The organism is Bradyrhizobium sp. 192, from assembly GCF_023100965.1.
In the GTDB taxonomy this organism is placed as follows: domain Bacteria; phylum Pseudomonadota; class Alphaproteobacteria; order Rhizobiales; family Xanthobacteraceae; genus Bradyrhizobium; species Bradyrhizobium symbiodeficiens.
Genome location: NZ_CP064690.1, coordinates 2,834,786 through 2,861,151 on the forward strand (window position 1 = coordinate 2,834,786; position 26,366 = coordinate 2,861,151).

Sequence of the window (26,366 nt, forward strand, 5' to 3'; positions counted from 1 at the left end):
GCTTTCGCTTCGGCATTCTTACGCCCGATAACGGCTTGCGCCGCGGTGGCTATTCCTGCCTGCCTGGAGGCATCTCAAGGACCTGTTTGAGCAGCGTCGGATGGCCAAGCACGGCGTGCAGTTCGGATCTGTCGAGCCAGGCAGCGGCATCCTCCTGGCTTTCGCATTGCTCGACCTTGGCGGTTGCGGTCGCAAGAGGCACGTCGACGAGCCCAAATCTGCGCGGGCTGGCAGGCGACAGCGAGCCCAGATGCTCGGCCAGCAATTCAGGGTCCCGGCCGAGCTGGTGTAGAGCCCCGACCATTTCAGTGCGCTCGGATGCGGCGAGCTCGTTCGCGCGCAGCACCACGGCAGGCGAGCTGTTGGTTTCCGGCGTGGCAAAGACTCCGGGCGCGCTCAGCCGCGAAGAGGTGATGATCCCCAACGGGATCGAAAGCAGCAGTCCCAGCACCACAGGCGACATCCAGAGCAGCAGGGGCAAGGAGACCGCATAGGCGCAGAGCGACAGGGCGAGGCCGAACAGTGTCGGTCCGGCGAGCTTTCGATAGACTTCGCCGCGGGCAGGCCGTCCATCGCCTCGGCGCTGCACTTGCCAGCCTGCGTCCCGGCCGGCGAGAATTTCCACGACGGCCTTGGTCTGGAGGATCATCATGCAGGGCGCAAGCAATGCAGCCACGAACGTCTCGCAAACGACACCCGCCAGAGCACGAAAGCTTCCTGCAAATCCGGCTCGTTCGTCACGATCGCTGATCAGAACCAGATAGGCCAGCAGCTTCGGCAGGATCAGAAGCCCCATTGTCGCGGCAAAGACCCAGGCCGCAAGCACCGGGTCCTGTTGCGGCCAGCTGGGAAACAAACTGAAGCCCTTCGGAAAGTATTCGGGCCGGATGAAGTGCGCCTGCAGCGAGATGAGCAGACCGAGCAACAGGAACAGAAGCCAGAGCGGCGCCGTCACGTAGGAGCCGATGCCGGTGAGCAGATGCAGCCTCGAAACCCAGTGCAGCCCGCGCGCCGGCAGAACCGCGAGATGCTGCAGGTTTCCCTGGCACCAGCGACGGTCTCTCCCCGCAAAGTCCAGCAGCGACGGCGGGACCTCTTCGAAGCTGCCGCGAACCGCCGGGACCATATAGATCCCCCAGCCGGCGCGGCGCATCAACGCGGCCTCGACAAAATCATGGCTGAGGATGTGTCCTCCGAAAGGTTTGCGACCGCGGAGTTCGGGCAGTCCGGCCTCCGCAGCGAAGGCCTGTATCCGGATGATGGCGTTGTGGCCCCAATAGTTGCTGTCGCCGCCGTGCCACCAGGCATTGCCCGCTGTGATGAGGGGACCGTACACGCGTCCCGAAAATTGCTGCAGCCTGCTGAACAGGGTGCGCGCGTTGACGATGACAGGCTGCGTCTGCATCAGCGCGCAAGTGGGGTGGCGTTCCATCGCGTGGACGATGCGAACGATCGTGTCGGCCTCCATGAGGCTGTCCGCGTCGAGGACGATCATGTGATCATAGGCCGCGCCAAACCTGGTGACCCAGTCGGCGATGTTTCCGGACTTCCGCGCGGTGTTGTCGGAGCGATGCCGGTAGTACAGCCGATCTCCGCCGCAGGCACGGCGCAGCTGGATGAAGGCCATCTCTTCGCTGATCCAGACGTCCGGGTCGGTCGTATCGCTCAGCAAGAACCAGTCGAATTGTGCGCCATATCCGGTCGCTTCGACGGATTCATACATTGCGCGCAGCCGGGCCATCACATGATGGGGGTCCTCGTTATAGGTCGGCATCAGCATGGCGGTGCGCGTGGTGATGGGAGGCAGCGGGCCTGTCGTGTCGATCGGCAGGCTGACCTGGCCGCGCGTCAGCAGCACGAAAAATCCGGCAAGGGCGGACATGAACGAGAACGCGACCCAGGCGAGCAGCACAAGGAACAGGCCGAGCAGCAGCGCCTCGAGAAAGGTGACACCGCCAATCTTCACCACGTCGTACATGCCGTAGGCGCCTGCAAGCGTCAGCAAGGCCGTACCGGCAAGGATGAAGAGACGGCGAGCCGTCAGGCTAGCGCTCGCCGGCGCTTGCGATTGCCGGACGCCGGCTGCGTGATCCAGCCTGCACGGCAGCATCGTCAGCGGGCTTTCCGGCGGCAGAAACGGGCGGGCGGGGGCGCTTGGCAGTGGCGCCTGCGACCGCTTCAGGGCGTCCATCGATAGATCCATATTTCAGAGACCGGCGCATCGTTCTGCGCGAGGAAAGCGCGCAGTTCGATCGACGGCTGCCCCTTGACCGAGCATTGGAAGCTCAGACGCCATCCGCCAGTCGCGGGATTTGGTTGCGTGACGATGTTGCTGATTTCAGCTTTTTCAGCGGTCACCATGCCTTTGATGGCCTTGGGATCGATGCTTTTGAGGCGATCTCCCATCAGCTCCAGGACGAACAACTTGCTGTCATCGCCACGGCTGCCGATACCCGTGCGCGTGAACCGCGCCAATGCGTCGGCTTTCGGCGCGTCCGGCCCCCAGTGCAGTCGATAGGTAAAGATGTGCTCGCTCTTTGCCGTCAGGGGCTGTTTCGGCTGCCAGAGCGTGGCGATATTGTCGTGGACCTCTTCCTTGGTCGGTATCTCGATCAGTTTCACCGCCCCTTCGCCCCAATCGCCGATCGGCTCGAACCAGAGGCTCGGGCGGGTCTCAAAACTGGATTCCAGATCCTGATAAGCGAGATAATTCCTCTCCCGCTGCATGAGGCCGAAGCCGCCAGGATTGACATCGGCAAAACTGCTGACCTGCAAATCGTGCGGATTGTTGAGCGGCCGCCAGAGCTGCTCACCTCTGCCGTTGAAGATCGAAAGTCCATCCGAGTCGTGAACCGAGGGGCGGAAATCATCGAAGTCCTTCCGATCGTTCGGACCGAAGAAGAACATGCTGGTCATCGGCGCGAGCCCCGCGTGCTCGACGTCGACCCGCGGATAGAGAGCCATCTCGACGTCGAATACCGTGGTTTGGCCCGGCCGTATGGTGAAGCGGTAGCTGGCTGCTGCGCTCTTGCTGTCGAGCAGCGCATGGACCACCATCGAGGAGGAGTTCGGCGCCGGCTTCTCCAGCCAGAACGCCTTGAACACCGGAAACTCTTCGCCTTTGCTCTCGCCTGTATCGATCGCAAGCCCCCGCGCCGACAGACCATAGGTCTGTCCTTTCGCAACGGCCCGGAAGTAGCTTGCGCCAAGGAATACGCAAAGTTCGTCGTAATAATCGGGTTTGTTGATCGGGGTATGGATACGGAAGCCGGCGAACCCGAGGTCCGCATCCGGCCATTGCCCGAGCCCTTCGCCGAACGAAAAGTCGGCGCGCCGATACGACACCGGTGTGACGCTCCTGTTCGCCACCTCGAAGATGTCGACCCTGTTCTTGTAGAAGAAGCCGCGGTGGAAGAACTGCACCTGGAACGGCAGCTTTTCGTCACGCCATAGCGCCTTTTCGGGTGCGAACCGAATGGATCGGTATTGGTCGTAGTTGAGATTCGTCAGTGCGTCCGGAAGCTTCTCGTCCGGCGCCACGAACGGCTTGGCGGCAAGGGCGCGCGCCTGCTCGCGCACGGTGGAAGGGCTGAAGGGCGGGGCGTCGCCGGCCTGAGCGTCCGCAGCCCGTGGCAGTATGGCTGCAGCTGAAACAGCAGCTGATGCGCGAAGAAGGTCTCGGCGGTTCACGCGCGTCTCCCGGTTTTGGAAGAGATGGAAACGGCCAATGTTCCCGGGAGTTCCATTGCTCGGCGTGGCCGTCGCGACATCTAGGGAGGTCAGCTGTTGCACCGTTATGAGCGACGCAACGTCCGGATATTGCCTGCGTCAGCGCGGGCACTCGGCGCCGCTATCGATCCAGGCCTGCACCAGCTCGCCCGCCACCTGCTGGCTGCCCGGAGCCGGCTTGCGGCCTTCGCCGGGATTCCAACCCCACGCGACGAGATCATCCTTGGCGATGTGTTCCTGCAGCGCGGCGAGGTCACGACCGCCATTGAGTTGGACGTCCTTCAGCTGGCGGCAAATGTCGCCCAACGACTTGCCTTCCCACGCCATGGACAGTGGCGCGAAGCCCCATCGCGGATGACCGGGAATGCTTCGATAGGTGGCCGCTTCGTGAAGCGAGAAGTTCTTCCCGCTATGGCATCCGGAGCAGCTGACCTCGTAATGCCCGGTCTCGGCACGCCATATCGGCGGTACATGCTCGTGGCTATCGTCGCCCTGCAACGGATGATCGCCGGCCGGGTGGCAATTCATGCAACGCGGATTGGTGAGCACCTTGCCGATTTCTTCGAACAGCGCGCGCGAGCGATCGGCTTGATTTGAAATCGACGAAAACTCGCCGGCATTCCGCAGTGTTGAGGAAGCAGATGAGGGGTCCGCACCGCTCGGGCGAGAGCCAGCCATCGCTGCGACGAAAGCGATCATCGCAAGGCTTCCGGCCCGAACGGCGAATTGAGGTGCGCGGATCATGACATCCTAATCGACGCATCTTGGTTTGGTTCCCGCGCCGCCAGGATGAGGACCTGGCCGCGCCTATTCTTCGTCTTCGTCGTCTTCTTCATCCTCGTCGTCCTCGTCCAACTCTTCCAGTTGTTCGAGCACGGCGAGCGGTAGGGTCTCGCGAAACAAATCGCCTTCCACGCCCATCCAGAGACAGAGTACGTCGTCGCCCTTCACTTCGGCGACGGTGAGCGGCTGCCCGCCGGATTTCAGCATGACGATGTCGCCGGCTTTCAGTTCCATGGATGGTCCTTTCAGGTTGATTGACTTAAGAAGCTAGCAAGCCGGCATGACACGCCGATCACGGGATGGAGACCCGCGAATGTGTCCGGCTGGCCTCAACTTCCTAAACGCCTATGGCAGAGGTTCGAGTGGGGGATCGCTCGATGGTCACCAAGGGCTGTTCCGTCCCGGGCGCGGCGATGATTGCATCATGCGCCCGTTTTGCTCGACGGGTCAAATGATTTCGTAAAATCAGCAGTTCGTTTTCGGCGTGCCGTAAGCCGTTGTTATTGCAGCAGCCGTCTACTGTGCATGGGGTTGTTTTTCGATATTTTGCTTTTGGTCAGGTCCGGTCCGGCACCAGTTCGGTCAGCGAGCGGATAATGCGGTCGGGTCTGACCGTCGAGCCCTCGGGCAGGCCATCGCCGTGGACGTCGATCCAGATCGCGTAGATGCCGAGGCGCTGCGGCGTCACCACTTCCCATTCCAGATTGTCGCCGATCATCCACGTGTCCGCGGGCGTGACCCCAAGCGCTTCCATCGCGTGCAGATAGGCGCGCTCCTCGGGCTTGCCGAAACCGTGCTCGCCCTCGATCTGGATGTGGTCGAAGCGGTGCGCCAGCTCGAAGCGCTCGACCTTGGCGCGCTGGGTGTCGGCGGCGCCGTTGGTCACCAGCGCGAGCTTGATACCGCGCGCCTTCAATTGATCGATCGCCTCATGCGCGCCGGGGAAGACGAACATCTCCTCCTCGCGATAGGCGGTGAAGCGGTCGGCGAGGCGGACGGCGAGGTCGTCGGGCATGGCGCGATGGCCGGCCGCCGCGAGCGCGGCAAAGCCGCCCTTGACCGTGAGGTGCCGCGCCTCGGCGAGCTTCATCCGCCAAGCGGCTTCGGCGTTCGCCCAGAAGTTTCGCGCGAAAGCGAGGACAGTGGTTGCGACCAGCTCGGGCGGCAGTGGTGCAAGCTCGTCGGCAAATTCCTTCGCGATCGTGTTCCAGGCGATCTCGGGCCGGCCATAGGCCGACAGGATGGTGTCGTCCATGTCGATCAGCATGGCGCGGGGAAGCGGCTTCGAAACAGTCATGGCCACTTCACCTCCGGCGGCATCGACGACAGGATCGAATCGACATTGCCGCCGGTCTTGAGCCCGAAGATGGTGCCGCGATCATAGAGCAGGTTGAATTCGACATAGCGGCCGCGCCGGATCAGCTGCTCCTCGCGGTCGGCAGCAGTCCAGGCGTTCGCGAAATTGCGCCTGACGATCTCGGGGTAGATCTGCAGGAAGGCGCGGCCGACCTCCTTGGTGAAGGCGAGATCGGCGTTCCAGTCGCCGCTGTCATGCCAGTCGTAGAAGATGCCGCCGATGCCGCGCGCCTCTTTGCGGTGCGGCAGGTAGAAATATTCGTCGCACCATGTCTTGTACTTGTCGTAGTCGGCAACCCCGTTCGGCTGCGCACAGGCCTGCTTCATCGCGGCGTGGAAGGCGATGGTGTCCGCATCGTCCTGCGTCCGCCTTCGGTCCAGCACCGGCGTGAGATCGGCGCCGCCGCCGAACCAGGCTTTGGTGGTGACGACGAAGCGGGTGTTCATGTGCACGGCGGGCACGTTCGGATTGCGCATATGCGCGATCAGCGAAATGCCCGAAGCCCAGAATTTGGGATCCTCCGCGGCACCGGGAATCTGGGCGCGAAATTCGGGCGCAAACTCGCCATGCACGGTCGAGCAGTGCACGCCGACCTTCTCGAACAGGCGGCCATGCATCATCGACATCACGCCGCCGCCGCCGGGCGCGCCGGTATGGTCGGTGCGCTGCCAGGGCGTGCGCTTGAAGCGGCCGGCCTCGCCCGGGTAGAGGCTTTGCGGGGCGTCGTCCTCGAGCCGCTCGAAGCTCGCGCAGATGTCGTCGCGCAAGGCTTCGAACCAGCTGCGGGCACGGGTCTTGCGGTCTTCGATCTCCGCCATGTCCATCTGCATCCCGGTCGCGTCCTATCTGATGCCGAGCGATTTGTGCGTCTGCACGCTGAGCCGCCATTGGGGATGGCGCAGGCAGTAGTCGATCGCGCGCGCGGTGTTTTCGATGACCTCGGCCCCGTCCATCGGCTGCAGCGAGAAGCGCTCGAAGGCGAGGTCCTCGAAGGCTTCAGGGGCGGCGAGGGCCTGCGGATAGACCAGCTTCAACTCGTGGCCCTGGCGCAGCACCAGCTCGCTGCCGCCCTTGGGGCTGACGCAGATCCAGTCGAGCCCCTCGGGAGCTGCGATGGTGCCGTTGGTCTCGACGCCGATCTCGAAGCCGCGGGCGTGGAGCGCCTCGATCAGCGCGGCGTCGACCTGGAGCAGCGGCTCGCCGCCGGTCAGCACCACGTAGCGGTTGGCGGCGGTGGCACGCCATTGCGCGGCGATGGTGTCGGCGAGTTCCGCGGCCGAGCCGTAGCGGCCGCCGAGGGTGCCGTCGGTTCCGACGAAATCGGTGTCGCAGAACTTGCAGGTGGCCTCGAGACGGTCCGCCTCGCGGCCGCTCCAGAGGTTGCAGCCGGCAAAACGGCAGAACACGGACGCACGCCCGGCATGGGCGCCTTCGCCTTGCAGGGTCAGGAAGATCTCCTTGACCGCGTAACTCACTCGTCTCTCCTCAATCTGTCAGGCCTGCGGGTTCCGGATCTGCCGCAGCGCCTCGCCAGCGGCCATGGCCGCGGTCATGGCGACATTGAGCGACCGCAGCCCCGCTTTGATCGGGATCACCAGCCGCGCGTCGGCGGCCTCGACCACCGCGTCGGTGACACCGGCGCTCTCGCGCCCGAATAGCAGGATGTCCGACGTCTGGTAACGGAAATCGCGGTAGTCGGTGGCAGCTTTGGTGGTGAACAGCAGCAGGCGGTAGTCATGTGCCGCGCGCCAATCCTCGAATTTCGACCAAGAGTCATGGCGGGTCAGGCTGACATGGTCGAGGTAGTCCATTCCCGCCCGGCGGAACAGGCGGTCGGAGACGGGGAAGCCCGCCGGTTCGATGATGTGGGCGGCGATGCCCAGGCAGGCGCAAAGCCTGAGAATCGTGCCGGTGTTCTGGGCGATGTCGGGTTGGAAAAGCGCAATCTGCATGGGCTGTGCGAGGGCTGTATCAGGGCGATGCGTGCCGGAAATGTCTCACTAAAACACCGCCGGCCGCGGAATTCGTGCATTGCACGCTCCCGCGCCGATAGCGGGCTTGCGCTCGCCCGGCAAGGGTGCCAATAGAACGATTCTGGACTGCTGTTTCATCCGTTTAGAGGTGAATGAGCGAAGTTCTGCCGCCGCGGGGGGCCGCGGGCGCCGGCAGACTGTTCCGGGGACCTTGGGGGCTCCTGGAGCGGTTCCACCGGTGGCATAAGAAGAAAGGGTTGGAATCGTGACGACAGCGTCTTCGGCGGACCATCCGACACGCCGTGATTTCTTATTCGTTGCAACCGGGGCAGCTGCAGCAGTAGGGGGCGCAGCCGCGCTCTGGCCCTTCATCTCCCAAATGAATCCTGACGCGTCGACCATCGCCGCCGGTGCGCCGATCGAGGTCGATCTCAGTCCGGTCGCCGAAGGGCAGGACATCAAGGTGTTCTGGCGTGGCAAGCCGATCTACATCAGCCACCGCACCAAGAAGCAGATCGACGAGGCGCGCGCCGTCAACGTGGCGAGCCTGCCCGATCCGGAGACCGACGAGGCCCGGGTCAAGTCCGGTCACGAACAATGGCTGGTCGTGATCGGCATCTGCACCCATCTCGGCTGCATCCCGATCGCCCATGAAGGCAATTACGACGGGTTCTTCTGCCCCTGCCATGGTTCGCAGTACGATTCGTCCGGCCGCATCCGCCAAGGGCCCGCGCCCTTGAACCTGCCGGTGCCGCCGTACACTTTCGTTTCCGACACCAAAATCCAGATCGGCTGAGCCTCGGACCCGCGTCCGAAGCTTCGCGCCGTCTCGTCGTTTTATTTCCTCAGGATCGCATCATGAGCGGACCATCCGACTACCAGCCGAGCAATCCGGCCCTGCAATGGCTCGAACGGCGCCTGCCGATCCTCGGCCTCATGCACTCCTCGTTCGTCGTCTATCCCACCCCGCGCAACCTGAACTATTGGTGGACCTTCGGCGCCATCCTCTCCTTCATGCTGGGGATGCAGATCCTGACCGGCGTGATCCTGGCGATGCACTATACGCCGCATGCCGATCTTGCCTTTAAGTCGGTCGAACTGATCGTCCGTGACGTGAACTACGGCTGGCTGCTGCGCAACATGCACGCGGTCGGCGCGTCGATGTTCTTTGTCGCCGTCTACGTTCATATGTTCCGCGGCCTTTACTACGGGTCGTACAAGGAGCCGCGCGAGGTGCTGTGGATCCTCGGCGTCATCATCTACCTGCTGATGATGGCGACCGGCTTCATGGGCTACGTGCTGCCGTGGGGCCAGATGAGCTTCTGGGGCGCTACCGTCATCACCAATCTGTTCTCCGCGATTCCCTATGTCGGCGAGAGCATCGTGACGCTGTTGTGGGGCGGCTATTCGGTCGGCAACCCGACGCTGAACCGCTTCTTCTCGCTGCACTACCTGCTGCCGTTCCTGATCGCAGGCGTCGTCGTGCTCCACGTCTGGGCACTCCACGTCGCTGGCCAGAACAATCCTGACGGCGTCGAGCCGAAGACGGAAAAGGACACGGTGCCGTTCACGCCGCATGCCACGATCAAGGACGGCTTCGGCGTCGCCTGCTTCCTGCTGCTCTACGCCTGGTTCATCTTCTACATGCCGAACTATCTCGGCGACGCCGACAACTACATTCCGGCGAACCCGGGCGTGACCCCGCCGCACATCGTGCCGGAATGGTATTACCTGCCGTTCTACGCGATCCTGCGCTCGATCCCGAACAAGCTCGCGGGCGTGGTGGGGATGTTCGGCGCGATCATCATCCTGTGCTTCCTGCCCTGGCTGGACGCAGCGAAGACGAGGTCGTCGAAGTACCGTCCGCTGGCCAAGCAGTTCTTCTGGATCTTTGTCGTGGTCTGCATCCTGCTCGGCTATCTTGGCGCGCAGCCGCCGGAAGGCATCTACGTGATCGCCGGCCGTATCCTCACGGTCTGCTACTTCGCCTACTTCCTGATCGTCCTGCCGCTGCTCTCGCGCATCGAGACGCCGCGGCCGGTGCCGAACTCGATCTCGGAGGCGATTCTGGCCAAGGGCGGCAAGGCGGTGGCCTCGATTGCCATCGCGCTCGTCGCCGCCGGTGCGCTGTTCCTGGGCAGTCTGCAGGACGCACGCGCCTCCGAGGGCAGTGATGTGCCTCCGGGCAACAAATGGTCGTTCTCGGGCCCTTTCGGTAAGTACGACCGCGGTGCGCTTCAGCGCGGTCTGAAAGTCTACAAGGAAGTCTGCGCCAGCTGCCACGGCCTGTCCTACATCGCCTTCCGCAACCTCGGCGATCCCGGCGGTCCCGGTTATTCGGTGGCGCAGGTGGCAGCGTTCGCCTCGGACTACAAGGTCAAGGACGGTCCGAACGATGCCGGCGATATGTTCGAGCGCCCGGGCCGGGCGGCCGACTATTTCCCCTCGCCGTTCCCGAACGAGCAGGCAGCGCGCGCGGCGAACGGCGGAGCTGCGCCGCCCGACCTGTCGCTGATCACCAAGGCCCGCTCCTACAAGCGCGGCTTCCCGATGTTCATCGTCGACTTCTTCAGCCAGTACCAGGAGCAGGGCCCGGACTACGTTTCGGCCGTGCTGCAGGGCTTTGATGACCACGTGCCCGAGGGTGTGACGATTCCGGACGGCTCCTACTACAACAAGTACTTCCCGGGCCACGCCATCAAGATGCCGAAGCCGCTCAGCGACGGCCAGGTGACCTATGACGACGGCTCCCCGGCCACGGTCGCGCAGTACTCGAAGGACGTCACCACCTTCCTGATGTGGACCGCCGAGCCGCACATGGAAGCGCGCAAGCGCCTCGGATTCCAGGTCTTCGTGTTCCTGATCCTGTTCGCCGGTTTGATGTATTTCACCAAGAAGAAGGTCTGGGCCAGCTCGCACTAAGCGGCGCTTGACGAGAAATGAAGAAGCCCCCGCAAGGGGGCTTTTTTTGTCGCCGTCATTCTGGGGGCGATGCGCAGCATCGGGCCCGGGATCCATTGATCGACCGACTCTGCCGCCCCGATGGATTCCGGTTTCGCGCTATCGCGGGCCCCCGGAATGACGAGAGTGTGGATTGCGCCGCGTGCCCGCACCGGCGAAGATACCGCCAACCTCATTCCCAGAAACTCATCGGAGGACACCATGGGAACCGCCATCACCTTCAAGCGCCCGGACGGCAAGGACGCCTCGGGCTATCTCGCCAATGCCGCGCGCGGCAACGCGCCGGGCGTGGTCGTGATTCAGGAATGGTGGGGCCTGTCGGACCAGATCAAGGGCCTGTGCGACCGCTTCGCGCTGGCCGGTTTCGACGCGCTCGCGCCCGATCTCTACAAGGGCAAGGTGGTACCGTATCACGACACCGACAGCGCCAATAAGGAGATGAACTCGCTCGACTTCATGGACGCCACCACGCAGACCGTGCGCGGCGCCGCGCAATATCTGTCGCGCAACGGCGCCAAGGTCGGGCTGACCGGCTTCTGTCTCGGCGGCGCCGTCACCATCATCGGATCGGTGCATGTGCCCGAGCTTGCGGCCGGTGTCGTGTTCTACGGCATCCCGCCGGAGCAGGCGGCCAAGCCCGCCGACGTCAAGATTCCGCTTCAGGCGCATTTCGCCAACAAGGACGATTGGTGCACGCCGGAGCTGGTCAACGGCTTCGAAAAGGCCATGAAGGCCGCCGGCAAGTCGCTGGAGCTGTTCCGCTATGACGCCGAGCACGCCTTCGTCAACGAGCAGCGCCAGGCCGTGCACGACCGCGAAGCCGCCGAACTCGCTTGGGGCCGGGCGGCGGAGTTTTTCCGGAAGCATCTGGGCTGAGGGGTAGGTCGTTTTCGGCCCGTAACTGGTATATGTTCCTCCCATGACCAAGGTCTTGGAAGATGTGATCGAGAAGGTGAGAAGGCTGCCGGAAGATCGGCAGGCCTACGTCGCCGAGGTGCTTGAGCAGATCGTCGCCGAAGACGGCGATCTGTTTGTTGTGCCTGACGAACATCGTTCATCTGTGCTTGAGGGACTTGCGCAGGCCGAACGGGGCGAGTTCGCGACCGATCAGGAAATGGCCGCGCTCTGGAATAAGTGTGGCCTGTGAAGCTCCGGCACGCTTGGCGTGCCCGCACTGATATCGAGTGACTTCACGAATATATCGCGCAGCAGGCCAAGCGTGCTGCCAGCGTTGTCGTGCGACGTACGTCATGGAAGGCGCGATGTGCCGAAGCCGGACGAACTGGCCTGATCCGAAACTCGGTCTCGCTGCCGGCTCGCCCTTTGTACGGGCAGTCGAGGCCGCCCGCCCACCCTTGACGCCGTCCCCGCGCCATGGTGAGTATCCCCGCCATGAGCACCGCAGCCCGCCCATCCCGTCTTTGGTGGCGCACCTCCTAACGAGGTGGCCGGTGCGATTTTCCTTTCCCAAATCGTCTGAGGTCGCCTGCACAGCGCGGCGGCCTTCTCGTTTGTCCTGTGTGGCGTTTCCTCGGCAAGTTTCGTAAGAGGACGACATGAACAGGACCGTCTTTGCCCTCCCGGCCAGAAGCGACTATGTGACCCGCGGGGGTCTAGCGATCACGCGCGTGGCGGAGCAGTTTACCGGCGGCGCCAACAGGCTCGACGACCTCATCAATCTGCTCGACCGCCGCCGCGGCGTGGTGCTGTCCTCGGGCACGACTGTGCCCGGCCGCTACGAGAGCTTTGACCTCGGCTTCTCCGATCCGCCGCTCAAGCTCGAAACCACTGGCGTCAATTTCAGGCTGGAAGCGCTGAACGCGCGCGGGCACGTGCTGATCGCCTTCCTGGCCGATGTGCTGCGTGAGCCCTGCGTCGTCATCTCCGAGAAGACCGCGACGCGCCTTGCCGGCCATATCATCCGCGGCGATGCGCCGGTCGATGAGGACCAGCGCACGCGGCGCGCCAGCGTGATGTCGCTGGTGCGCGATCTCGTCGCCGCCTTCTCCGCCAATGACGACGGGCTGCTCGGCCTGTTCGGCGCCTTCGCCTATGACCTCGTGTTTCAGATCGAGGACCTCGTGCAGAAGCGAGCGCGCGAGCAGGACCAGCGCGACATCGTGCTCTACGTGCCCGATCGCCTGCTGGCTTATGACCGCGCCACCGGCCGAGGCGTCGTGCTGAGTTACGACTTCACCTGGAAGGGTAAATCCACCGCAGGCCTGCCCCGCGAGACCGCCGAGAGTCCCTATTCGAAGACGCCGCGACAGGGTTTTGCCGATCACGCGCCCGGCGAATATCAGGCCACGGTCGAGACCGCGCGCGCGGCCTTCGCCCGCGGCGATTTGTTCGAGGCGGTACCAGGCCAGCTGTTTGCCGAGCCCTGCGACCGCTCACCGGCCGAAGTCTTCCAGCGCCTCTGCGTCATCAACCCCTCGCCATACGGCGCGCTGATGAATCTCGGCGAGGGCGAGTTTCTCGTCTCCGCCTCGCCGGAAATGTTCGTGCGCTCGGACGGGCGCCGCGTCGAGACCTGCCCGATCTCGGGCACGATCGCGCGCGGCACGGATGCAATCGGCGACGCCGAGCAGATCCGCCAGCTCCTGAACTCGGAGAAGGACGAGTTCGAGCTCAACATGTGCACCGACGTCGACCGCAACGACAAGGCGCGCGTCTGCGTGCCAGGCACGATCAAGGTGCTGGCGCGCCGGCAGATCGAGACCTACTCGAAGCTGTTCCACACCGTCGACCATGTCGAAGGCATGCTGCGCCCCGGCTTCGACGCGCTCGATGCCTTCCTCACCCATGCCTGGGCCGTCACCGTGACAGGCGCGCCAAAACTGTGGGCGATGCAGTTCGTCGAGGATCACGAGCGCTCGCCGCGGCGCTGGTATGCCGGCGCGATCGGCGCGGTGAATTTCGACGGCAGCATCAACACCGGCCTGACCATCCGCACCATCCGCATGAAGGATGGTCTTGCGGAAGTGCGCGTCGGCGCGACCTGCCTGTTCGATTCCGATCCTGCAGCAGAGGACCGGGAGTGCCAGGTCAAGGCCGCCGCGCTGTTCCAGGCGCTGCGCGGCGATCCGCCAAAACCGCTGTCGACCTTTGCGCCTGATGCGACCGGCTCGGGCAAGCGGGTGCTGCTGATCGATCACGACGACAGCTTCGTGCACATGCTCGCCGATTATTTCCGCCAAGTCGGCGCCGACGTCACCGTGGTCCGCCATGTCCACGCGCTCGACATGCTCATGCAGAAGAGCTGGGACTTGCTGGTGCTGTCGCCCGGTCCCGGCAGGCCTGAGGATTTCGGGATTAAGAAGACCATCGATGCGGCGCTGGAGAAGAAGCTGCCGGTGTTCGGCGTCTGCCTCGGCGTGCAGGCGATCGGCGAATATTTCGGCGGCGAACTCGGCCAGCTCACCCATCCGGCCCATGGCCGGCCCTCGCGGGTGCAGGTGCGCGGCGGGCGGCTGATGCGCAATCTGCCGAACGAGATCGTCATCGGCCGCTATCACTCGCTCTATGTCGAGCGCGACAGCATGCCGGAGGTTCTGTCCGTCACCGCCAGCACCGAGGACGGCGTCGCCATGGCGCTGGAGCACAAGACGCTGCCGGTCGCCGGCGTGCAATTCCACCCGGAATCGCTGATGTCGCTGGGCAACGAGGTGGGCTTGAAGATTGTCGAGAATGCGTTCCGGCTGGATGCGCGCGTTGATTGAGAGGCACCAATGACCTTTGACCACGATATTAAGGCAAGCGTCCGCACCATCCCCGACTATCCCAAGCCGGGGATCATGTTCCGCGACATCACGACCCTGCTTGCGGACGCGCGCGCCTTCCGCCGCGCGGTCGACGAGCTGGTCAATCCCTGGGCCGGCAACAAGATCGACAAGGTCGCCGGTATGGAAGCGCGCGGCTTCATCATCGGCGGCGCGGTGGCGCACCAGCTTTCGGCCGGCTTTGTGCCGATCCGCAAGAAGGGCAAGCTGCCGCACACCACCGTGCGCATCGCCTACTCACTCGAATACGGCATCGACGAGATGGAGATGCATGTCGACGCCATCTCGCCCGGCGAGCGCGTCATCCTGGTCGACGACCTCATCGCCACCGGCGGCACGGCGGAAGGCGCGGTGAAGCTGCTACGCCAGATCGGCGCTAACGTGGTCGCCGCCTGCTTCATCATCGACCTGCCCGACCTCGGCGGCGCCGCCAAGCTCCGTGCCATGGACGTGCCGGTGCGCACGCTGATGACGTTTGAAGGGCACTGAGAGTCAGATCGCCTCGGCCCTCAGCTCCGCCAGCCAATGCAGCATGCGCTCCTTCAGGAGCGCGTTCCGGACGTAGCTGCTCTCCTCATCCTCGAGACGCTCGCATTCGCCGAAGGTCAGGCCGGCCTCGCCATGCGCATTCCAGGCAGCCTGGAGGTTGCGGGAGGTGTGGCTGCCCTGGCGTAGCGAGAACCAGATGCGGTTCTGGATCGTCTCCAGGTTCGGCGCTTGGCCGACCCAGGCCTCGCCCGACGCCGCACAGCGGACGACGTAAATGCCCGCGACGGTCTTTCGCTCCTTGTAGGCGGCGATCGCTGCTTTCCGGTCGATGCTCACGGTGACGGTCCTTGCTGCGGGGAATACCCATGACCGCCTCAATAAGCCCGCTCCGACCCGCAGTCAATATTATCCGGGTAAAATTATCTATGATCGCTGCAGGATCAGGCTGAGCTCGAGCTCGCGGAAGGCAAAGTAATTCCGCCGGGTCCATTGGTGCAGCTCGGTCGAGGCGTCCTTCTCCTGGCGCAGATAGCCGGTGAAGGAGAAGTTCAGCCGGTCGACATAGGTCTTGAGGAAGCCGGGCAACGCGGGCAGACGGAACAGGCGGCCGCCGGCCATCGCGGCCGGCAGCTCGCCCCGAATGACGTATTCGTTGTCCACCGTGATCAGATTCATCCGCGGGATCCGCTCGCGCAGCATCTCGTGAGCGCGGGCCGAGGCGCGGTCGGTGTCGGCGACGAACAGGATCTGTGGTGCGACATGGCGGCGGGCGGCCTCCTTCAGCAGGCCGATCTCGTCGGCCATCTTGAAGAACTCGTCGAAGGCGTGGAAGCCGAGATCGATCACCTTGGCCATGCCGTCGTCGACGATGACGCGGTCCATCAGCTGCATCTTGCCGTAGGTGTCGATCACGTCGGCGGTCTCCGTGATCTTCGGCAGGTAGTCCAGCAGCGACGGTTCCTTCAGATTGACGTCGAAGGCCGCGACGTTGCCGTTCTTGAGCAGCAGAAATTCGGCGAGCAGCCGCGCCAGCAGCGTCTTGCCGACCTGCGGGCGGGGCGAGCAGATGATGTAGACGGGCGTTGCGGGCATCGGCAGCTATTATCCGAGCGAACTCACCGCCCAATCCAGCCGTATCGGCGCGTCGCCCGCAACTATTTTTCGCTGTTGCGGGTGGCGGGCTTCGAGCCGACGATATCGGTCAGGCGGATCCGGTCGAACTCGCTCCAGACGTTCGCCAGCCAGTGCCGGACATAGCCGCGCAGCACGAACGAATAATTCGCGGCCTCGTCGTTGATGCCCTTGTTGGCAACGAACTTCAGGAACGGGACGGACGAGACTTCGACCTGTTCATAGGCCATTTCGTTGAGCTTTGGGATGGTCAGCTCGGTCGCGTCCTTGATGCGGTTGAAATACGATTGGTAGGTCGCCTGGTCCCACTGGAAGAACTGGGTGTCGTTGATGAAGTTCTTCACCAGGAAATATTTCGCGCCGCCCATGAAGCCCGCGGTCTCCGCGATCTCGTCCAGTGAGGCGATCGAGGGGCCGAGGATGTGGAACACGGCGAAGGTGATCTGGCCGGCCTTGGCGGCGTCCAGGAAGCCGATGTCGCGGAGCGAGGCCAGCGCCGGCGAGAGCAGGCCGGCGCGGACGTCGATCACTGTGACCGACGGGCTTGTCGCGTTGAGCGTGTCGAAGATCTTCATCTGATCGGCCGTCGTCGTCATGTCGACGATCTCGGTGATGTCGGGGTGGAAGCGCTTGAGCGTTCCGCGCGGCGACTCCGTGTCGAACGCGCGCGTCGGCACGTTGTTGGCGGAAAAATAATCGAGCAGGGTGCGCGATACCGTGGTCTTGCCGACCCCGCCCTTGTCCGCGCCCACCACAACCACTGCCGGCTTTGCCATTGCTGTCCCCTAACGCGCCCTCCGATCGCGAGGTCGCAATCGGCCGGGCCCCAAATCGATGTCCCGAGTCTGCTGTTGGGCGCGAACATGGCAGAAACAAGGGAGAATTCAATTCCTCGGCATGCCGATAAGGCAATTCCCGAATTTTTTCCCAGCCCTCGTAAAACCCGGCGCGCGCGGCGGTAAATCACGCACTCAATGGCGTCCCCAGGGACCCATCGGATTGATTGGGCTTCCCGCTGCGGTTCCGGCGGGGCCGGGTGCGGGCACGGGTGGCGGACTGGCCGAGCTACCGGCGTCGTTCCACGGTCCCTTCGCCACCGGCGGCGGCGCGTCGGGCTGGTCGGTTTGCGCCTCCGGCTCGTCAGTCTGGTCCCCGGGCGGCGGCAGCGGGCCGGGATCGCGGCCGCCGGCAAACTTGATCAGCGCGTCGACCCGGGATTGCACGGACGGGTGGGTCGCGAACAGATCGGCAAAGCCCTCGCGAGGATTGTCGACGCAGAGCTCCATCACGGCCGAGGTCGCGCCGGGCAGCTCGCCGCGGTTCTCGATCTTGCGCAGCGCCGAGATCATCGCATCGGGATCTTTCGTCAGCTCGACGGAACCTGCGTCGGCGAGAAATTCGCGCGACCGCGACAGCGCCAGCTTGACCACCTGCGACAGCAGCCAGGCCACCACGATCAGCACGACCGCGATGATGATGACGATCACCGCGCCGCCGCCGGAGTTCTTGTTGTCACTCGACGACGAGGACGACCGCGACGATGAGGAGCCAGAGGACCACGATCCGCCGCTCCAGCTGAAATTGGTGAACAGGCGGAAGAACAATTCGCCGAAGAAGCCGACAACGCCCGCGATGATGACGGCGACGACCATGAGCTGCACGTCGCCGTTCTTGATGTGGGTCAGCTCGTGGCCCAGCACCGCCTCGACCTCCTTGTCATCAAGCGCGCTGAGGAGGCCGGTGGTAACGGTGATGGAATATTGCCTGGGATTGAGGCCGGTCGCGAATGCGTTCAGCGCCGGGCTCTCCATGATCTTCAGCTTCGGCATGGTGATGCCGCGCGAGATGCAGAGGTTTTCCAGCAGATTGTAGAGCCGCGGCTCCTCCTGCCTCGTGACGTCGTGGCCGCCGGTCACCGCGTCGATCATCGACTGGTGGAAGAAATAGGCGATCACGACCCAAACCGCCGCCACGATCGTCGCAACCGGCGCGGCCACGATCAGATCGTGGAGGGCGCGCCTCAGATAATAGACGACGGTCTCATTGCCGTTGATGACGACTTCTGCAACCAGCGCGCCGGCATAGACCAGCACGTAGACCAGCGCGAACAGGCCGGCGATAAGCAGCATCGAACGAAACTTGTTCGAGGCGATGTGCGTGTAGAGTCCATACGCGGCCATGACGCGGGGTGCCCTGCCGGCCTATCGGCTCAATTTCAGAATTTCACCTGCGGCGCGGCCTCGACTTCGGTGCGGCTGGCGCCGAGATCGAAGAAGTCCTTCTTTGTGAAGCCGAACATGCCGGCGAACAGCGCGGCGGGCATCTGCTGGATGCCGGTGTTGTATTCCTGGACGGCGTTGTTGAAGAAGCGGCGGCTGGCCGCGATCTTGTTCTCGAGGTCGGAGAGTTCGGATGCGAGCTGCTGGAAATTGGCGTTGGCCTTGAGGTCAGGATAGGCCTCCGACAGCGCGATCAGCCGGCCGAGCGCGCCGGAGAGCTGGTTCTCGGCTGCGGACACCTGCGCAGGGCCCTGCGCCGACATCGCCGAATTGCGCGCCTTGATGACGTCGTCGAGCGTGCCGCGCTCATGCGAGGCGTAGCCCTTCACGGTCTCGACCAGGTTCGGGATCAGATCGTGGCGCTGCTTGAGCTGCACGTCGATATCGGCAAAGGCCTGGCCGACCCGCTGGCTCAGCGCCACCAGGCGGTTGTAGGCGCTGAACGCCAGGAACACGAGAACGACGACGACGCCGAGAACGATCCAGCCGGTCGACATGGAGAACTCCTGAAGGGGGGAAGAGGCGGGAGCTAGGGTAGACCAAATTGACGCGGAGCGAGAGCCCCTGCGCAGAGGGGGAGGTAGGATTTGGTCGGACCGGGAGCCATCCGAGTTCAAGACAAAAGCGCCGGGCGAGGGTTAACTTTCGGACAGAACAGCGTCACCCCAGCGCCAGCGGCGCGCCCCAGCATAGGCGGCCTTGTCGCGGCGAGGCACCCTCGTGATAGCGACACCGTCCTCGGTGCAGAGCCTGGCCGTGATCTCGGCCTTGCCGACATCCGGTGGCGCCAGCACGCGCGAGGCGCGGCTAGCAGGTGCTGCGCGGGTCAGGGCGACGTAGATGAAGCGCTCGTCCTCGAACGGCACGTCGGCGCCCTTGATCTGCCGATGGGCCTGCGAGCGCGGCAGGCGCTGGCTGAAATGACACCAGTCGGGCGCGGTGAGCGGGCAGGGCTTTTCGTGCGGGCAGGGTGCGGCGACGTAAGCGCCAGCCGCAATCAATTGCTGGCGCAGCGCGAGGATGCGCGCGTAGCCCGCGGGCGTGCCGGGCTCGATCACGATCAGGGCACGGCGCGCCTTGGCCCACATGGCGTCCGCGAGCTTGCGCTGATCGGCCTCGCCGAGCTCGCCGATGACGTAGCTCGCAACGACGAGATCGGCCGCCGCGATCTCGGTGAGGTTGCCGCCGGCATCGCCGGGCAGATACCGGCACTCCGCCAGCCGCGAGCTGTCGCGAGCGAGTTCAAGCGCGAGCCGGCTCAGCGTGGCGTTGGCATCAAGTAGTGTAAAATCCTGCAGCGATGGAAACGCCTCGGCGGCGGCCCAACTCGCGGTGCCCGGGCCCGCGCCGACGTCGAGCAGCGTTTTCGGGACAAGATCAGGCGCGATCTCGGTCAGCGCATTGAGGCTTGCAGCAACGGCCGCGTAGGTCGCCGGCATGCGCGCCAGCGCATAGGCGAGCGCATCGGCGTCCGACTTGATCGTGCCGGAGCCGCCGCCGGCGCGATAGGTTGTCGAGATCCTCTCGGATCGCTGTGCCGCGTCGGTGCGGGAAAAGCCCTGCAGCTTGCCGTCGAGGGCTGCCTTCAGTTCAGGCGGAAGCGTGGGCGAGATCATCTTCGCCCACCTTCATTTCGGAGCCAGAGACGTCACGCCACGTTCTGGTCGAGAATGTCCACCGCCTCGGACAGGCTCACCGACACCAGCTGCGAGACGCCGCGCTCGGCCATGGTGACGCCGAACAGACGGTTCATCCGCGCCATCGTGATCGGATTGTGCGTGATGATGATGAAGCGCGTGTCGGTCGAGCTCGTCATCTCGTGCAGCAGGTTGCAGTACCGTTCGACGTTGTGGTCGTCGAGCGGCGCATCGACTTCGTCCAGCACGCAGATCGGTGAGGGGTTGGTGAGGAACACCGCGAAGATCAGCGCCATCGCGGTCAGCGCCTGCTCGCCGCCCGAGAGCAGCGACAGCGTCTGCGGCTTCTTGCCCGGCGGTTTTGCGATGATTTCGAGGCCGGCTTCGAGCGGGTCGTCGCTCTCGATCAGGTGCAGCGCGGCTTCGCCGCCGCCGAACAGCTCGACGAACAGGCGCTTGAAGTGGTTGTTGACGACCTCGAACGAGGTCAGGAGCCGCTCGCGCGCCTCCTTGTTGAGGCTCTGGATGCCCTGGCGCAGCCGCTTGATGGCTTCGACCAGGTCGTCGCGCTCGGTGACCAGACCGTTATGCTGGGTCTCGACCTCGCGCAGCTCTTCCTCAGCGCGCAGATTGACTGCGCCGAGGCGCTCGCGGTCGCGGCGCATCTTTTCGAGGTCTTCCTCGATGTCGTGCAGCGGCGGCAGCTCCGCGCCGGGCTCGATCTCGGCCAGACCTGCAACGGCCTGCGGCTCGACTTCGAGCATGTCGCGGATCTCGCGCTCGATGTCCTCGAGCCGGCGCCGCGCGCCTTCCATGCGTTCTTCGGCGCGGGCGGTGGCCTCGCGCGAGCTGGAGAGCGCCTCCAGGGTCAACTTGGCGACGCGATCGGTCTCGGCCATCGCGCTCTCCGCGGTGGCAAGCGCGTCGGCGGCCATGCGGCGGTCGTTCTCGGCGTATTCGATCTCGGTGATCAGTGCGCTGCGCTTTTCGGCGAACACGACGGGCGCGTTTTCGAGCTCGCTGCGCTCGATCGTGAGCTCGGCAATGCGGGCCTGGATGGTGTCGATGTGGGAGGCCGCGCTCTCCTTGCGGTTCTGCCACTCCGTGCGTTCGGCCAGGATCGCCTGGACGCGGCGGTCGGCAAGCTCGGCCTCACGGGCCAGCGCCTGCGCCTCGGCGCGGACCTGGGCCGCCATGCGGCGATGGCCTTCGATGTCACTGCGGACCGCGGCGAGGCGGGTTTCGGTGTCCTCGCTCGACGGCAGCTCGGAGATGCCGGCTTCGGCATATTCGTAGGCGGCCTCGGCCTCGGCGCGGTCGGCGGCGAGACGGCTGTGCGCTTCCGACAGCGTCGCCTTGCGCGCGGCATGACGGCTGATCTCGCGCTCGGCGGTGGCGTGGCGCTCGCGCGCGACATTGAGCTCGCGCTGCGCGGCGCGCCAGGCTTCACGGCTGGCGCCTTCGATGCTGGCCGCCATCTGCAGCTCGGACTCGGCGTTCTCCAGCGCCTGACGCTTGATCTGCGCGTCGATGCGGGCCTGCTCCAGCTCGTTCTCGATGTCGACGAGACGGGCGCGCTCGGCGAGGCGCCGCGCGGCACCGGTCGGGGCATGGGCTGCGGCGACGAAGCCGTCCCAGCGCCAGACGTCGCCTTCGGGCGAGACCAGCCGCTGGCCGGTCCTGAGTTGCGACACCAGCTCGGCGCCGCGCTCGCGCGGCACCACGCCGATCTGGGCCAGACGGCGCGTCAGCTCGGCCGGCGCCTGCACATGATTGGCGAGCGGCACGGCGCCTTCGGGCAGCTCCGGATCGCCGTCGGTGTGTCCGACATTGGTCCAGCGCATCGGCGCCGACGGGTCGATTGGCGCATCGAGATCGTCGCCGAGCGCGGCGCCGATCGCCTTCTCGAAACCCTTGTCGACGGTGATGCCGTCGATGATCGGCGGCCACAGATTCTTGGTCTCGCCGTTGAGGATCTTGGAGATCGTGCGCGCCTCGGTTTCGAGCCGCTGCGCGCGCTTGTCGGCTTCGACCAGCGGCGAGCGCGAGGATTCCAGCGTCTGGCGCGCCGCGGCGTGCGCGGCTTCGCTCGCCTGCGCTGCGGCTTCGGAAGCCGCGAGCGTCTCTTCCGCGGTTTCGACCAGAGCGGTCAGCTCGTCGAGGTCGCCGAAGCCGCCGGTCTCGGCGGCGAGCTTCTGCTCTTCGGCCGCAACGTTCGCGATCTCCTGGTCGAGCCGGGCCAGCTTGTCGCGGTGGGTACGGACGTTGGCCTCGAGCTGGTTGCGCTTGGCGGTGAGGTCGGCGAGCGCTGTGGTGAGTTCGGCGAATTGCTGCTCGGTTTCGGTCAGCACCGCCTCGGCTTCGCCGACGCGCTCGTCGACGCCGGAGCGCTTCTCGACGCGCGACTTGATCTCTTCCTTCAGCTCGGAATCTTCAGTGTCGAGCCGCTGCAGCGCGACGTCGGCGTCCATGGTCTGCTGCTGAGCGCGGGAAATGTCGCCTTCGAATTGGGCGAGGCGGCGCTCGAGCTCCGCGACGCGCTCCTTGGCGCGCTCCTCCTCGCGGTCGAGCAGCTCGCGGGCATTGGTGAGACGCTGCAGCCCGGCCGCGGCGCGCGCCTCGGCATCGCGCAGCGCCGGCATTTCGGCGGCGCGAATGGCCTGGATGCGGGCGGCTTCGGCCTGGTGCTGGGTGCGCTCGGCCATCTCGCGCACCGCGAGATCGTGGGTCTGGCCGGATTCGTTGACGTCGGCATGGGCGCCGATCCAGCGCAGATGAAACAGCGTGGCTTCGGCCTTGCGGACCTTGGCCGCGACTTCGCGGTAGCGCACGGCCTGGCGAGCCTGCTTCTTCAGGCCTTCCATTTGTCCTGCGAGCTGGCCGATCACGTCCTCGACGCGGGTGAGGTTGGTTTCAGCCGCCTTCAGCCGCAACTCGGCCTCGTGCCGACGGGCATGCAGACCGGCGACGCCTGCGGCGTCTTCCAGCACGCGGCGGCGCTGCTCGGGCTTGGCCTGGATGATTTCGCCGATCTTGCCCTGGTGGACCAGGGCGGGCGAACGCGCGCCGGTGGCGGCGTCGGCGAACAGGATCTGCACGTCGCGGGCGCGCACGTCGCGGCCGTTGATGCGATAGACCGAGCCGGCCTCGCGCTCGATGCGGCGCGAGATTTCGAGCAGCTGGCTGTCGTTCATCGCCGCCGGCGCGGTGCGATCGGAATTGTCGATCGTCATCGTCACTTCGGCGTGGTTGCGGGCCGGACGGTTGCCGGAGCCGGCGAAGATCACTGCATCCATGTCGGCGGCACGCAGCGACTTGTAGGAGGTCTCGCCCATCGCCCAGCGCAGCGCTTCGACGAGATTCGACTTGCCGCAGCCGTTGGGTCCGACCACGCCGGTCAGTCCGGGCTCGATGACGAAGTCGGTGGCCTCAACGAAGGACTTGAAGCCGTGAAGGCGCAGGCGGGTGATTTTCATAAGCACGCATCTCTGTTGGCAGGCGCGAATCCCCCTGCCGGGACACTACCATGGAAGGCAATGTCGCTATCCGGGCGAGTCGCGCGAGGCGCCTCATGCGGCTGGACAATGGCCGCGGTGCGCCGCGAGGGCAACCGGCGAAAGCCGCTTTTCCCAAGGGATTTATGCCGGGAAAGATACGGCTTTCGAGATGCGAATCAGGATCTTGACGAGCGAATCAGCTCTTCAGCAGCGGATTGATCTTCTTGGCGAACTCCTCGAACGAGGTCTCGCCCTTGATCTTCTCGCCGTTGATGAAGAAGGTCGGCGTCGAATCCACCTTCAGAACGTCGCTGGCATATTTCTGGTCGGCGGCGATCTTGTCGAGCAGCGCCTGATCCTTCAGGCAGGCCTCGACCTGCTGCTGGGTGAGGCCGGCCTGCTTGCCGATGCGCGTCAGGGTCTCGGTGGTGTTCTTCACCACCCAGTCGTTCTGCTGGCGGAACAGCATGTCGGTGACCGCGAAGTATTTCGGCGCATCATCCTTGGCGATGCAGCGCGACAGCATCGAGCCGGCGGCGGCTTTGATATCGAGCGGGAACTCGCGGAAGATGTAACGCACCTTGCCGGTGTCGATGTATTCCTTCTTGATCTTCGGGAACACCTGCTCGTTGAAGGCGGCGCAGTGCGGGCAGGTCATCGAGGCGTATTCGGTGATGGTGACGGCGGCGTCGTTGGGGCCGAGCGCCATGTCGGGCAGCGACACCGGCTTGGCGACGTCGGCGGCCGATTGCGCCATGGCTTCGGATATGAATTGCAGCGGCGAGAGCCCGGCGAGCGCGGCAAGCCCTGTCAGCGACAGCATCGTGGTGAAGGCGCGGCGGGTGATGATCACGGTCGGCTCCCGAATTGGCAAAAATGTCGCCCCAGGGGTCTATCAAGTTCCCGCCCGGGCGGCCTGTCGCTAGCTTGAAACGTAGCTTGAAGCAATGGCGAGCGGTGGAGACGGGTCCAGATTGACCGCGAAATAAGGCTCAATTTCGCTTGATGGCGGCCCCCAGCCGCGCCAGCGCCGTCTTCAGTTGTTCATCTTCGATGTCGCCCAGACTCTCCGCCACTTTGGCCACTGCTTTGGCGTCGGGCGGGGCGGGCCGCTTCCGGGCCTGGGGCCGCGACAGCGGCGCCTGGCGGAAGGCGAGCTTGCCGACCGCGCTCCAGCCGAAGAAACGGTTGACCCGCTCCAGGATGATGTCGGCGGAATGCTGGATTTCCAGCGCCATCGGCCCCTCCACCCGCAGCACCAGGGTCGCCGGCTCCTGCGGCTGGCCCTCCACCGGGCGCGGCCATTGCATCTTCAGGGGCTCGGCATGGGCCGCGATCTCGGGGCCTGCAATCTGCGCCCACCGCGTCACCAGTTCGCGCGCCGCAAAGCCCTGCTTGGCATAGGCCTCGGCAAAGACGTCGTTGAGCAGGGTGCCCAGCGGCTTGGCGCTGATGGGGCCGGGTTTGGGCGGGAATTTGGACATGGGGCCTTATAGCATTTTGGCGCGCTGGCCACAGACCCGCGGCTCGTCATGGCCGCGCTTGTCCCGGCCATCCACGTTCTTCCTGCGAAGAAAGGCGTGGATGCCCGCGACGAGCGCGGGCATGACGTGGAGAGATCGACGGGAGGTCGTTACAGTAAGAACATGAGCCCGAAATCTGCGCGTAAGGCCAAGTCGGAACCAGTTCAGTCGGCAGGTTCGGCTCGCCCCACCTTGCTGCTCCAATGGTACGACCGGCACCGGCGCCGTCTGCCGTGGCGGGCGGCGCCCGGCGAGACGTCGGATCCCTACCGCGTCTGGCTGTCGGAGATCATGCTGCAGCAGACCACGGTGAAGGCGGTTGGGCCTTATTTCGAAAAATTCGTCGCGCGTTGGCCGGATGTCACCGCGCTCGGGCGGGCCTCGCAGGACGACGTGCTGCGGATGTGGGCCGGGCTCGGCTATTACTCGCGTGCGCGTAACCTGTACGCCTGCGCGGTCGCGGTGACGCGCGAGCATGGCGGCAGCTTTCCCGACACCGAGGAGGGGCTGCGTGCCCTGCCGGGCATCGGGCCGTACACCGCGGCGGCGATTGCCGCCATCGCCTTCGATCGCCACACCATGCCGGTCGACGGCAATATCGAGCGCGTGGTGTCGCGGCTCTTTGCGGTTGAAGATGAACTCCCGCAGGCGAAACCTCTGATCCAGCAACTGGCGGCGACGCTGCTTGCAAACTCCCGCGCCGGCGACAGTGCACAGGCGCTGATGGACTTGGGCGCCTCGATCTGCACGCCGAAAAAGCCGGCTTGCTCGTTGTGTCCGCTGAACGAGGATTGCACGGCGCGCCTGCAGGGCACGCAGGAGACCTTTCCGCGCAAGGCGCCCAAGAAGAGCGGAACGTTGCGGCGCGGAGCGGCCTTCGTCGTCACACGCGGCGAGGAGCTGCTGGTCCGCAGCCGGCCAGAAAAGGGCCTGCTCGGCGGCATGACCGAAGTGCCCGGCTCGGACTGGCTGGCCGGCCAGGACGACGCTGCAGCGAAGCTGCAGGCGCCGGACCTCAAGGGCCTGTCGCGCTGGCAGCGCAAGATGGGCGTCGTCACCCACGTCTTCACACATTTTCCACTGGAGCTGGTGGTCTACACGGCGAAGGCCGTGGGCCGCACCCGCGCGCCCGATGGCATGCGCTGGGTGCCGGTCGCCACCCTTGCGGACGAGGCGCTGCCCAATGTCATGCGCAAGGTGATTGCGCACGCGCTGGATTAGGACT

At 64.9% G+C, this 26,366-nt stretch carries 24 protein-coding genes; 7 read left to right on the top strand and 17 right to left on the bottom strand.

All coding sequences use genetic code 11. The features are described from left to right. Positions 1 to 49: 49 nt before the first annotated feature. The 8 genes from mdoH to IVB24_RS12865 all read right to left on the bottom strand — a co-directional run bounded on the left by mdoH (position 50) and on the right by IVB24_RS12865 (position 7,821). The gene (gene mdoH / locus IVB24_RS12830) at positions 50 to 2,191 is read right to left on the bottom strand and encodes a glucans biosynthesis glucosyltransferase MdoH (protein ID WP_247773091.1); all 2,142 of its coding nucleotides are present in this window, start codon (positions 2,189 to 2,191) and stop codon (positions 50 to 52) included. Further along, a complete protein-coding gene (locus IVB24_RS12835) occupies positions 2,179 to 3,690 on the bottom strand; it encodes a glucan biosynthesis protein G (protein ID WP_140483223.1) in 1,512 nt (503 codons plus the stop codon). Before IVB24_RS12835 ends, mdoH begins: the two co-directional genes overlap by 13 nt. A gap of 138 nt (positions 3,691 to 3,828) precedes the next feature. After that, complete coding sequence (locus IVB24_RS12840; RefSeq protein ID WP_247773092.1) at positions 3,829 to 4,428, bottom strand: Isoquinoline 1-oxidoreductase subunit; 600 nt, start codon at positions 4,426 to 4,428, stop codon at positions 3,829 to 3,831. 108 nt (positions 4,429 to 4,536) lie between these two features. Then, complete coding sequence (locus tag IVB24_RS12845; RefSeq protein ID WP_166474320.1) at positions 4,537 to 4,746, bottom strand: DUF2158 domain-containing protein; 210 nt, start codon at positions 4,744 to 4,746, stop codon at positions 4,537 to 4,539. A 322-nt stretch (positions 4,747 to 5,068) separates the two neighbouring features. Further along, positions 5,069 to 5,809 (bottom strand): HAD family hydrolase, encoded by a 741-nt coding sequence (locus tag IVB24_RS12850; protein ID WP_247773093.1) that lies wholly within the window; start codon positions 5,807 to 5,809, stop codon positions 5,069 to 5,071. Continuing rightward, on the bottom strand, positions 5,806 to 6,693 hold the full coding sequence (gene hemF, locus IVB24_RS12855; RefSeq protein WP_247774082.1) for an oxygen-dependent coproporphyrinogen oxidase: 888 nt from the start codon (positions 6,691 to 6,693) through the stop codon (positions 5,806 to 5,808). Before hemF ends, IVB24_RS12850 begins: the two co-directional genes overlap by 4 nt. A gap of 18 nt (positions 6,694 to 6,711) precedes the next feature. Then, a complete protein-coding gene (queE, locus tag IVB24_RS12860) occupies positions 6,712 to 7,344 on the bottom strand; it encodes a 7-carboxy-7-deazaguanine synthase (RefSeq protein WP_094975729.1) in 633 nt (210 codons plus the stop codon). An 18-nt stretch (positions 7,345 to 7,362) separates the two neighbouring features. Next, positions 7,363 to 7,821, bottom strand: coding sequence for a tRNA (cytidine(34)-2'-O)-methyltransferase (locus IVB24_RS12865; RefSeq protein ID WP_094975728.1), 459 nt, complete (start codon positions 7,819 to 7,821; stop codon positions 7,363 to 7,365). A gap of 286 nt (positions 7,822 to 8,107) precedes the next feature. On the opposite strand from IVB24_RS12865, the gene petA reads away from it, so the two are divergent. From petA to IVB24_RS12895, 6 genes are all read left to right on the top strand, one after another. After that, a complete protein-coding gene (gene petA, locus IVB24_RS12870; protein ID WP_166466753.1) occupies positions 8,108 to 8,638 on the top strand; it encodes a ubiquinol-cytochrome c reductase iron-sulfur subunit in 531 nt (176 codons plus the stop codon). 62 nt (positions 8,639 to 8,700) lie between these two features. After that, positions 8,701 to 10,764, top strand: coding sequence for a cytochrome b/c1 (gene fbcH, locus IVB24_RS12875; protein WP_140477580.1), 2,064 nt, complete (start codon positions 8,701 to 8,703; stop codon positions 10,762 to 10,764). A 240-nt stretch (positions 10,765 to 11,004) separates the two neighbouring features. Continuing rightward, positions 11,005 to 11,679, top strand: coding sequence for a dienelactone hydrolase family protein (locus tag IVB24_RS12880; RefSeq protein WP_140477581.1), 675 nt, complete (start codon positions 11,005 to 11,007; stop codon positions 11,677 to 11,679). Positions 11,680 to 11,722: 43 nt separating this feature from the next. After that, positions 11,723 to 11,950 carry a hypothetical protein gene (locus IVB24_RS12885; protein ID WP_140477582.1) on the top strand — a complete coding sequence of 76 codons (228 nt, stop codon included), beginning with the start codon at positions 11,723 to 11,725 and terminating at the stop codon, positions 11,948 to 11,950. A gap of 409 nt (positions 11,951 to 12,359) precedes the next feature. Beyond that, a complete protein-coding gene (locus IVB24_RS12890; RefSeq protein ID WP_247773094.1) occupies positions 12,360 to 14,525 on the top strand; it encodes an anthranilate synthase component I in 2,166 nt (721 codons plus the stop codon). Between the two features lie 9 nt (positions 14,526 to 14,534). Further along, on the top strand, positions 14,535 to 15,074 hold the full coding sequence (locus IVB24_RS12895) for an adenine phosphoribosyltransferase (protein ID WP_094975721.1): 540 nt from the start codon (positions 14,535 to 14,537) through the stop codon (positions 15,072 to 15,074). A 3-nt stretch (positions 15,075 to 15,077) separates the two neighbouring features. On the opposite strand, the gene IVB24_RS12900 is transcribed toward IVB24_RS12895, so the two are convergent. From IVB24_RS12900 to IVB24_RS12940, 9 genes are all read right to left on the bottom strand, one after another. Beyond that, entirely contained in the window at positions 15,078 to 15,410 is a 333-nt protein-coding gene (locus IVB24_RS12900; protein WP_247773095.1) for a GIY-YIG nuclease family protein, read from the bottom strand. Positions 15,411 to 15,497: 87 nt separating this feature from the next. After that, positions 15,498 to 16,166 carry a hypothetical protein gene (locus tag IVB24_RS12905; protein WP_094975719.1) on the bottom strand — a complete coding sequence of 223 codons (669 nt, stop codon included), beginning with the start codon at positions 16,164 to 16,166 and terminating at the stop codon, positions 15,498 to 15,500. A 62-nt stretch (positions 16,167 to 16,228) separates the two neighbouring features. Then, the gene (locus IVB24_RS12910; RefSeq protein ID WP_094892673.1) at positions 16,229 to 16,981 is read right to left on the bottom strand and encodes a hypothetical protein; all 753 of its coding nucleotides are present in this window, start codon (positions 16,979 to 16,981) and stop codon (positions 16,229 to 16,231) included. A gap of 195 nt (positions 16,982 to 17,176) precedes the next feature. Then, a complete protein-coding gene (locus tag IVB24_RS12915; RefSeq protein WP_247773096.1) occupies positions 17,177 to 18,385 on the bottom strand; it encodes a M48 family metallopeptidase in 1,209 nt (402 codons plus the stop codon). A 35-nt stretch (positions 18,386 to 18,420) separates the two neighbouring features. Further along, entirely contained in the window at positions 18,421 to 18,981 is a 561-nt protein-coding gene (locus IVB24_RS12920) for a LemA family protein (protein WP_094975717.1), read from the bottom strand. A 141-nt stretch (positions 18,982 to 19,122) separates the two neighbouring features. Next, positions 19,123 to 20,100, bottom strand: a complete 978-nt coding sequence (locus IVB24_RS12925) for a small ribosomal subunit Rsm22 family protein (RefSeq protein WP_247773097.1) — start codon at positions 20,098 to 20,100, stop codon at positions 19,123 to 19,125. 32 nt (positions 20,101 to 20,132) lie between these two features. Then, the gene (gene smc / locus IVB24_RS12930; protein ID WP_247773098.1) at positions 20,133 to 23,597 is read right to left on the bottom strand and encodes a chromosome segregation protein SMC; all 3,465 of its coding nucleotides are present in this window, start codon (positions 23,595 to 23,597) and stop codon (positions 20,133 to 20,135) included. 217 nt (positions 23,598 to 23,814) lie between these two features. Continuing rightward, positions 23,815 to 24,471 carry a DsbA family protein gene (locus tag IVB24_RS12935; protein ID WP_166474327.1) on the bottom strand — a complete coding sequence of 219 codons (657 nt, stop codon included), beginning with the start codon at positions 24,469 to 24,471 and terminating at the stop codon, positions 23,815 to 23,817. A gap of 139 nt (positions 24,472 to 24,610) precedes the next feature. After that, positions 24,611 to 25,102 carry a DciA family protein gene (locus tag IVB24_RS12940; protein ID WP_247773099.1) on the bottom strand — a complete coding sequence of 164 codons (492 nt, stop codon included), beginning with the start codon at positions 25,100 to 25,102 and terminating at the stop codon, positions 24,611 to 24,613. Positions 25,103 to 25,264: 162 nt separating this feature from the next. Here IVB24_RS12940 and mutY point away from each other — a divergent pair, with 162 nt between their 5' ends. After that, positions 25,265 to 26,362, top strand: a complete 1,098-nt coding sequence (gene mutY / locus IVB24_RS12945; protein WP_247773100.1) for an A/G-specific adenine glycosylase — start codon at positions 25,265 to 25,267, stop codon at positions 26,360 to 26,362. Positions 26,363 to 26,366 lie beyond the last annotated feature (4 nt).

What these genes read in the sequence shown, in the direction of transcription:
- mdoH (WP_247773091.1), bottom strand. Translation starts at nt 2,191, where the DNA reads ATGGACGCCCTGAAGCGGTCGCAGGCGCCACTGCCAAGCGCCCCCGCC.
- IVB24_RS12840 (WP_247773092.1), bottom strand. Translation starts at nt 4,428, where the DNA reads ATGATCGCTTTCGTCGCAGCGATGGCTGGCTCTCGCCCGAGCGGTGCG.
- IVB24_RS12845 (WP_166474320.1), bottom strand. Translation starts at nt 4,746, where the DNA reads ATGGAACTGAAAGCCGGCGACATCGTCATGCTGAAATCCGGCGGGCAG.
- IVB24_RS12850 (WP_247773093.1), bottom strand. Translation starts at nt 5,809, where the DNA reads ATGACTGTTTCGAAGCCGCTTCCCCGCGCCATGCTGATCGACATGGAC.
- hemF (WP_247774082.1), bottom strand. Translation starts at nt 6,693, where the DNA reads ATGGACATGGCGGAGATCGAAGACCGCAAGACCCGTGCCCGCAGCTGG.
- IVB24_RS12865 (WP_094975728.1), bottom strand. Translation starts at nt 7,821, where the DNA reads ATGCAGATTGCGCTTTTCCAACCCGACATCGCCCAGAACACCGGCACG.
- fbcH (WP_140477580.1), top strand. Translation starts at nt 8,701, where the DNA reads ATGAGCGGACCATCCGACTACCAGCCGAGCAATCCGGCCCTGCAATGG.
- IVB24_RS12880 (WP_140477581.1), top strand. Translation starts at nt 11,005, where the DNA reads ATGGGAACCGCCATCACCTTCAAGCGCCCGGACGGCAAGGACGCCTCG.
- IVB24_RS12885 (WP_140477582.1), top strand. Translation starts at nt 11,723, where the DNA reads ATGACCAAGGTCTTGGAAGATGTGATCGAGAAGGTGAGAAGGCTGCCG.
- IVB24_RS12890 (WP_247773094.1), top strand. Translation starts at nt 12,360, where the DNA reads ATGAACAGGACCGTCTTTGCCCTCCCGGCCAGAAGCGACTATGTGACC.
- IVB24_RS12895 (WP_094975721.1), top strand. Translation starts at nt 14,535, where the DNA reads ATGACCTTTGACCACGATATTAAGGCAAGCGTCCGCACCATCCCCGAC.
- IVB24_RS12905 (WP_094975719.1), bottom strand. Translation starts at nt 16,166, where the DNA reads ATGCCCGCAACGCCCGTCTACATCATCTGCTCGCCCCGCCCGCAGGTC.
- IVB24_RS12910 (WP_094892673.1), bottom strand. Translation starts at nt 16,981, where the DNA reads ATGGCAAAGCCGGCAGTGGTTGTGGTGGGCGCGGACAAGGGCGGGGTC.
- IVB24_RS12915 (WP_247773096.1), bottom strand. Translation starts at nt 18,385, where the DNA reads ATGGCCGCGTATGGACTCTACACGCACATCGCCTCGAACAAGTTTCGT.
- IVB24_RS12920 (WP_094975717.1), bottom strand. Translation starts at nt 18,981, where the DNA reads ATGTCGACCGGCTGGATCGTTCTCGGCGTCGTCGTCGTTCTCGTGTTC.
- IVB24_RS12925 (WP_247773097.1), bottom strand. Translation starts at nt 20,100, where the DNA reads ATGATCTCGCCCACGCTTCCGCCTGAACTGAAGGCAGCCCTCGACGGC.
- smc (WP_247773098.1), bottom strand. Translation starts at nt 23,597, where the DNA reads ATGAAAATCACCCGCCTGCGCCTTCACGGCTTCAAGTCCTTCGTTGAG.
- IVB24_RS12940 (WP_247773099.1), bottom strand. Translation starts at nt 25,102, where the DNA reads ATGTCCAAATTCCCGCCCAAACCCGGCCCCATCAGCGCCAAGCCGCTG.
- mutY (WP_247773100.1), top strand. Translation starts at nt 25,265, where the DNA reads ATGAGCCCGAAATCTGCGCGTAAGGCCAAGTCGGAACCAGTTCAGTCG.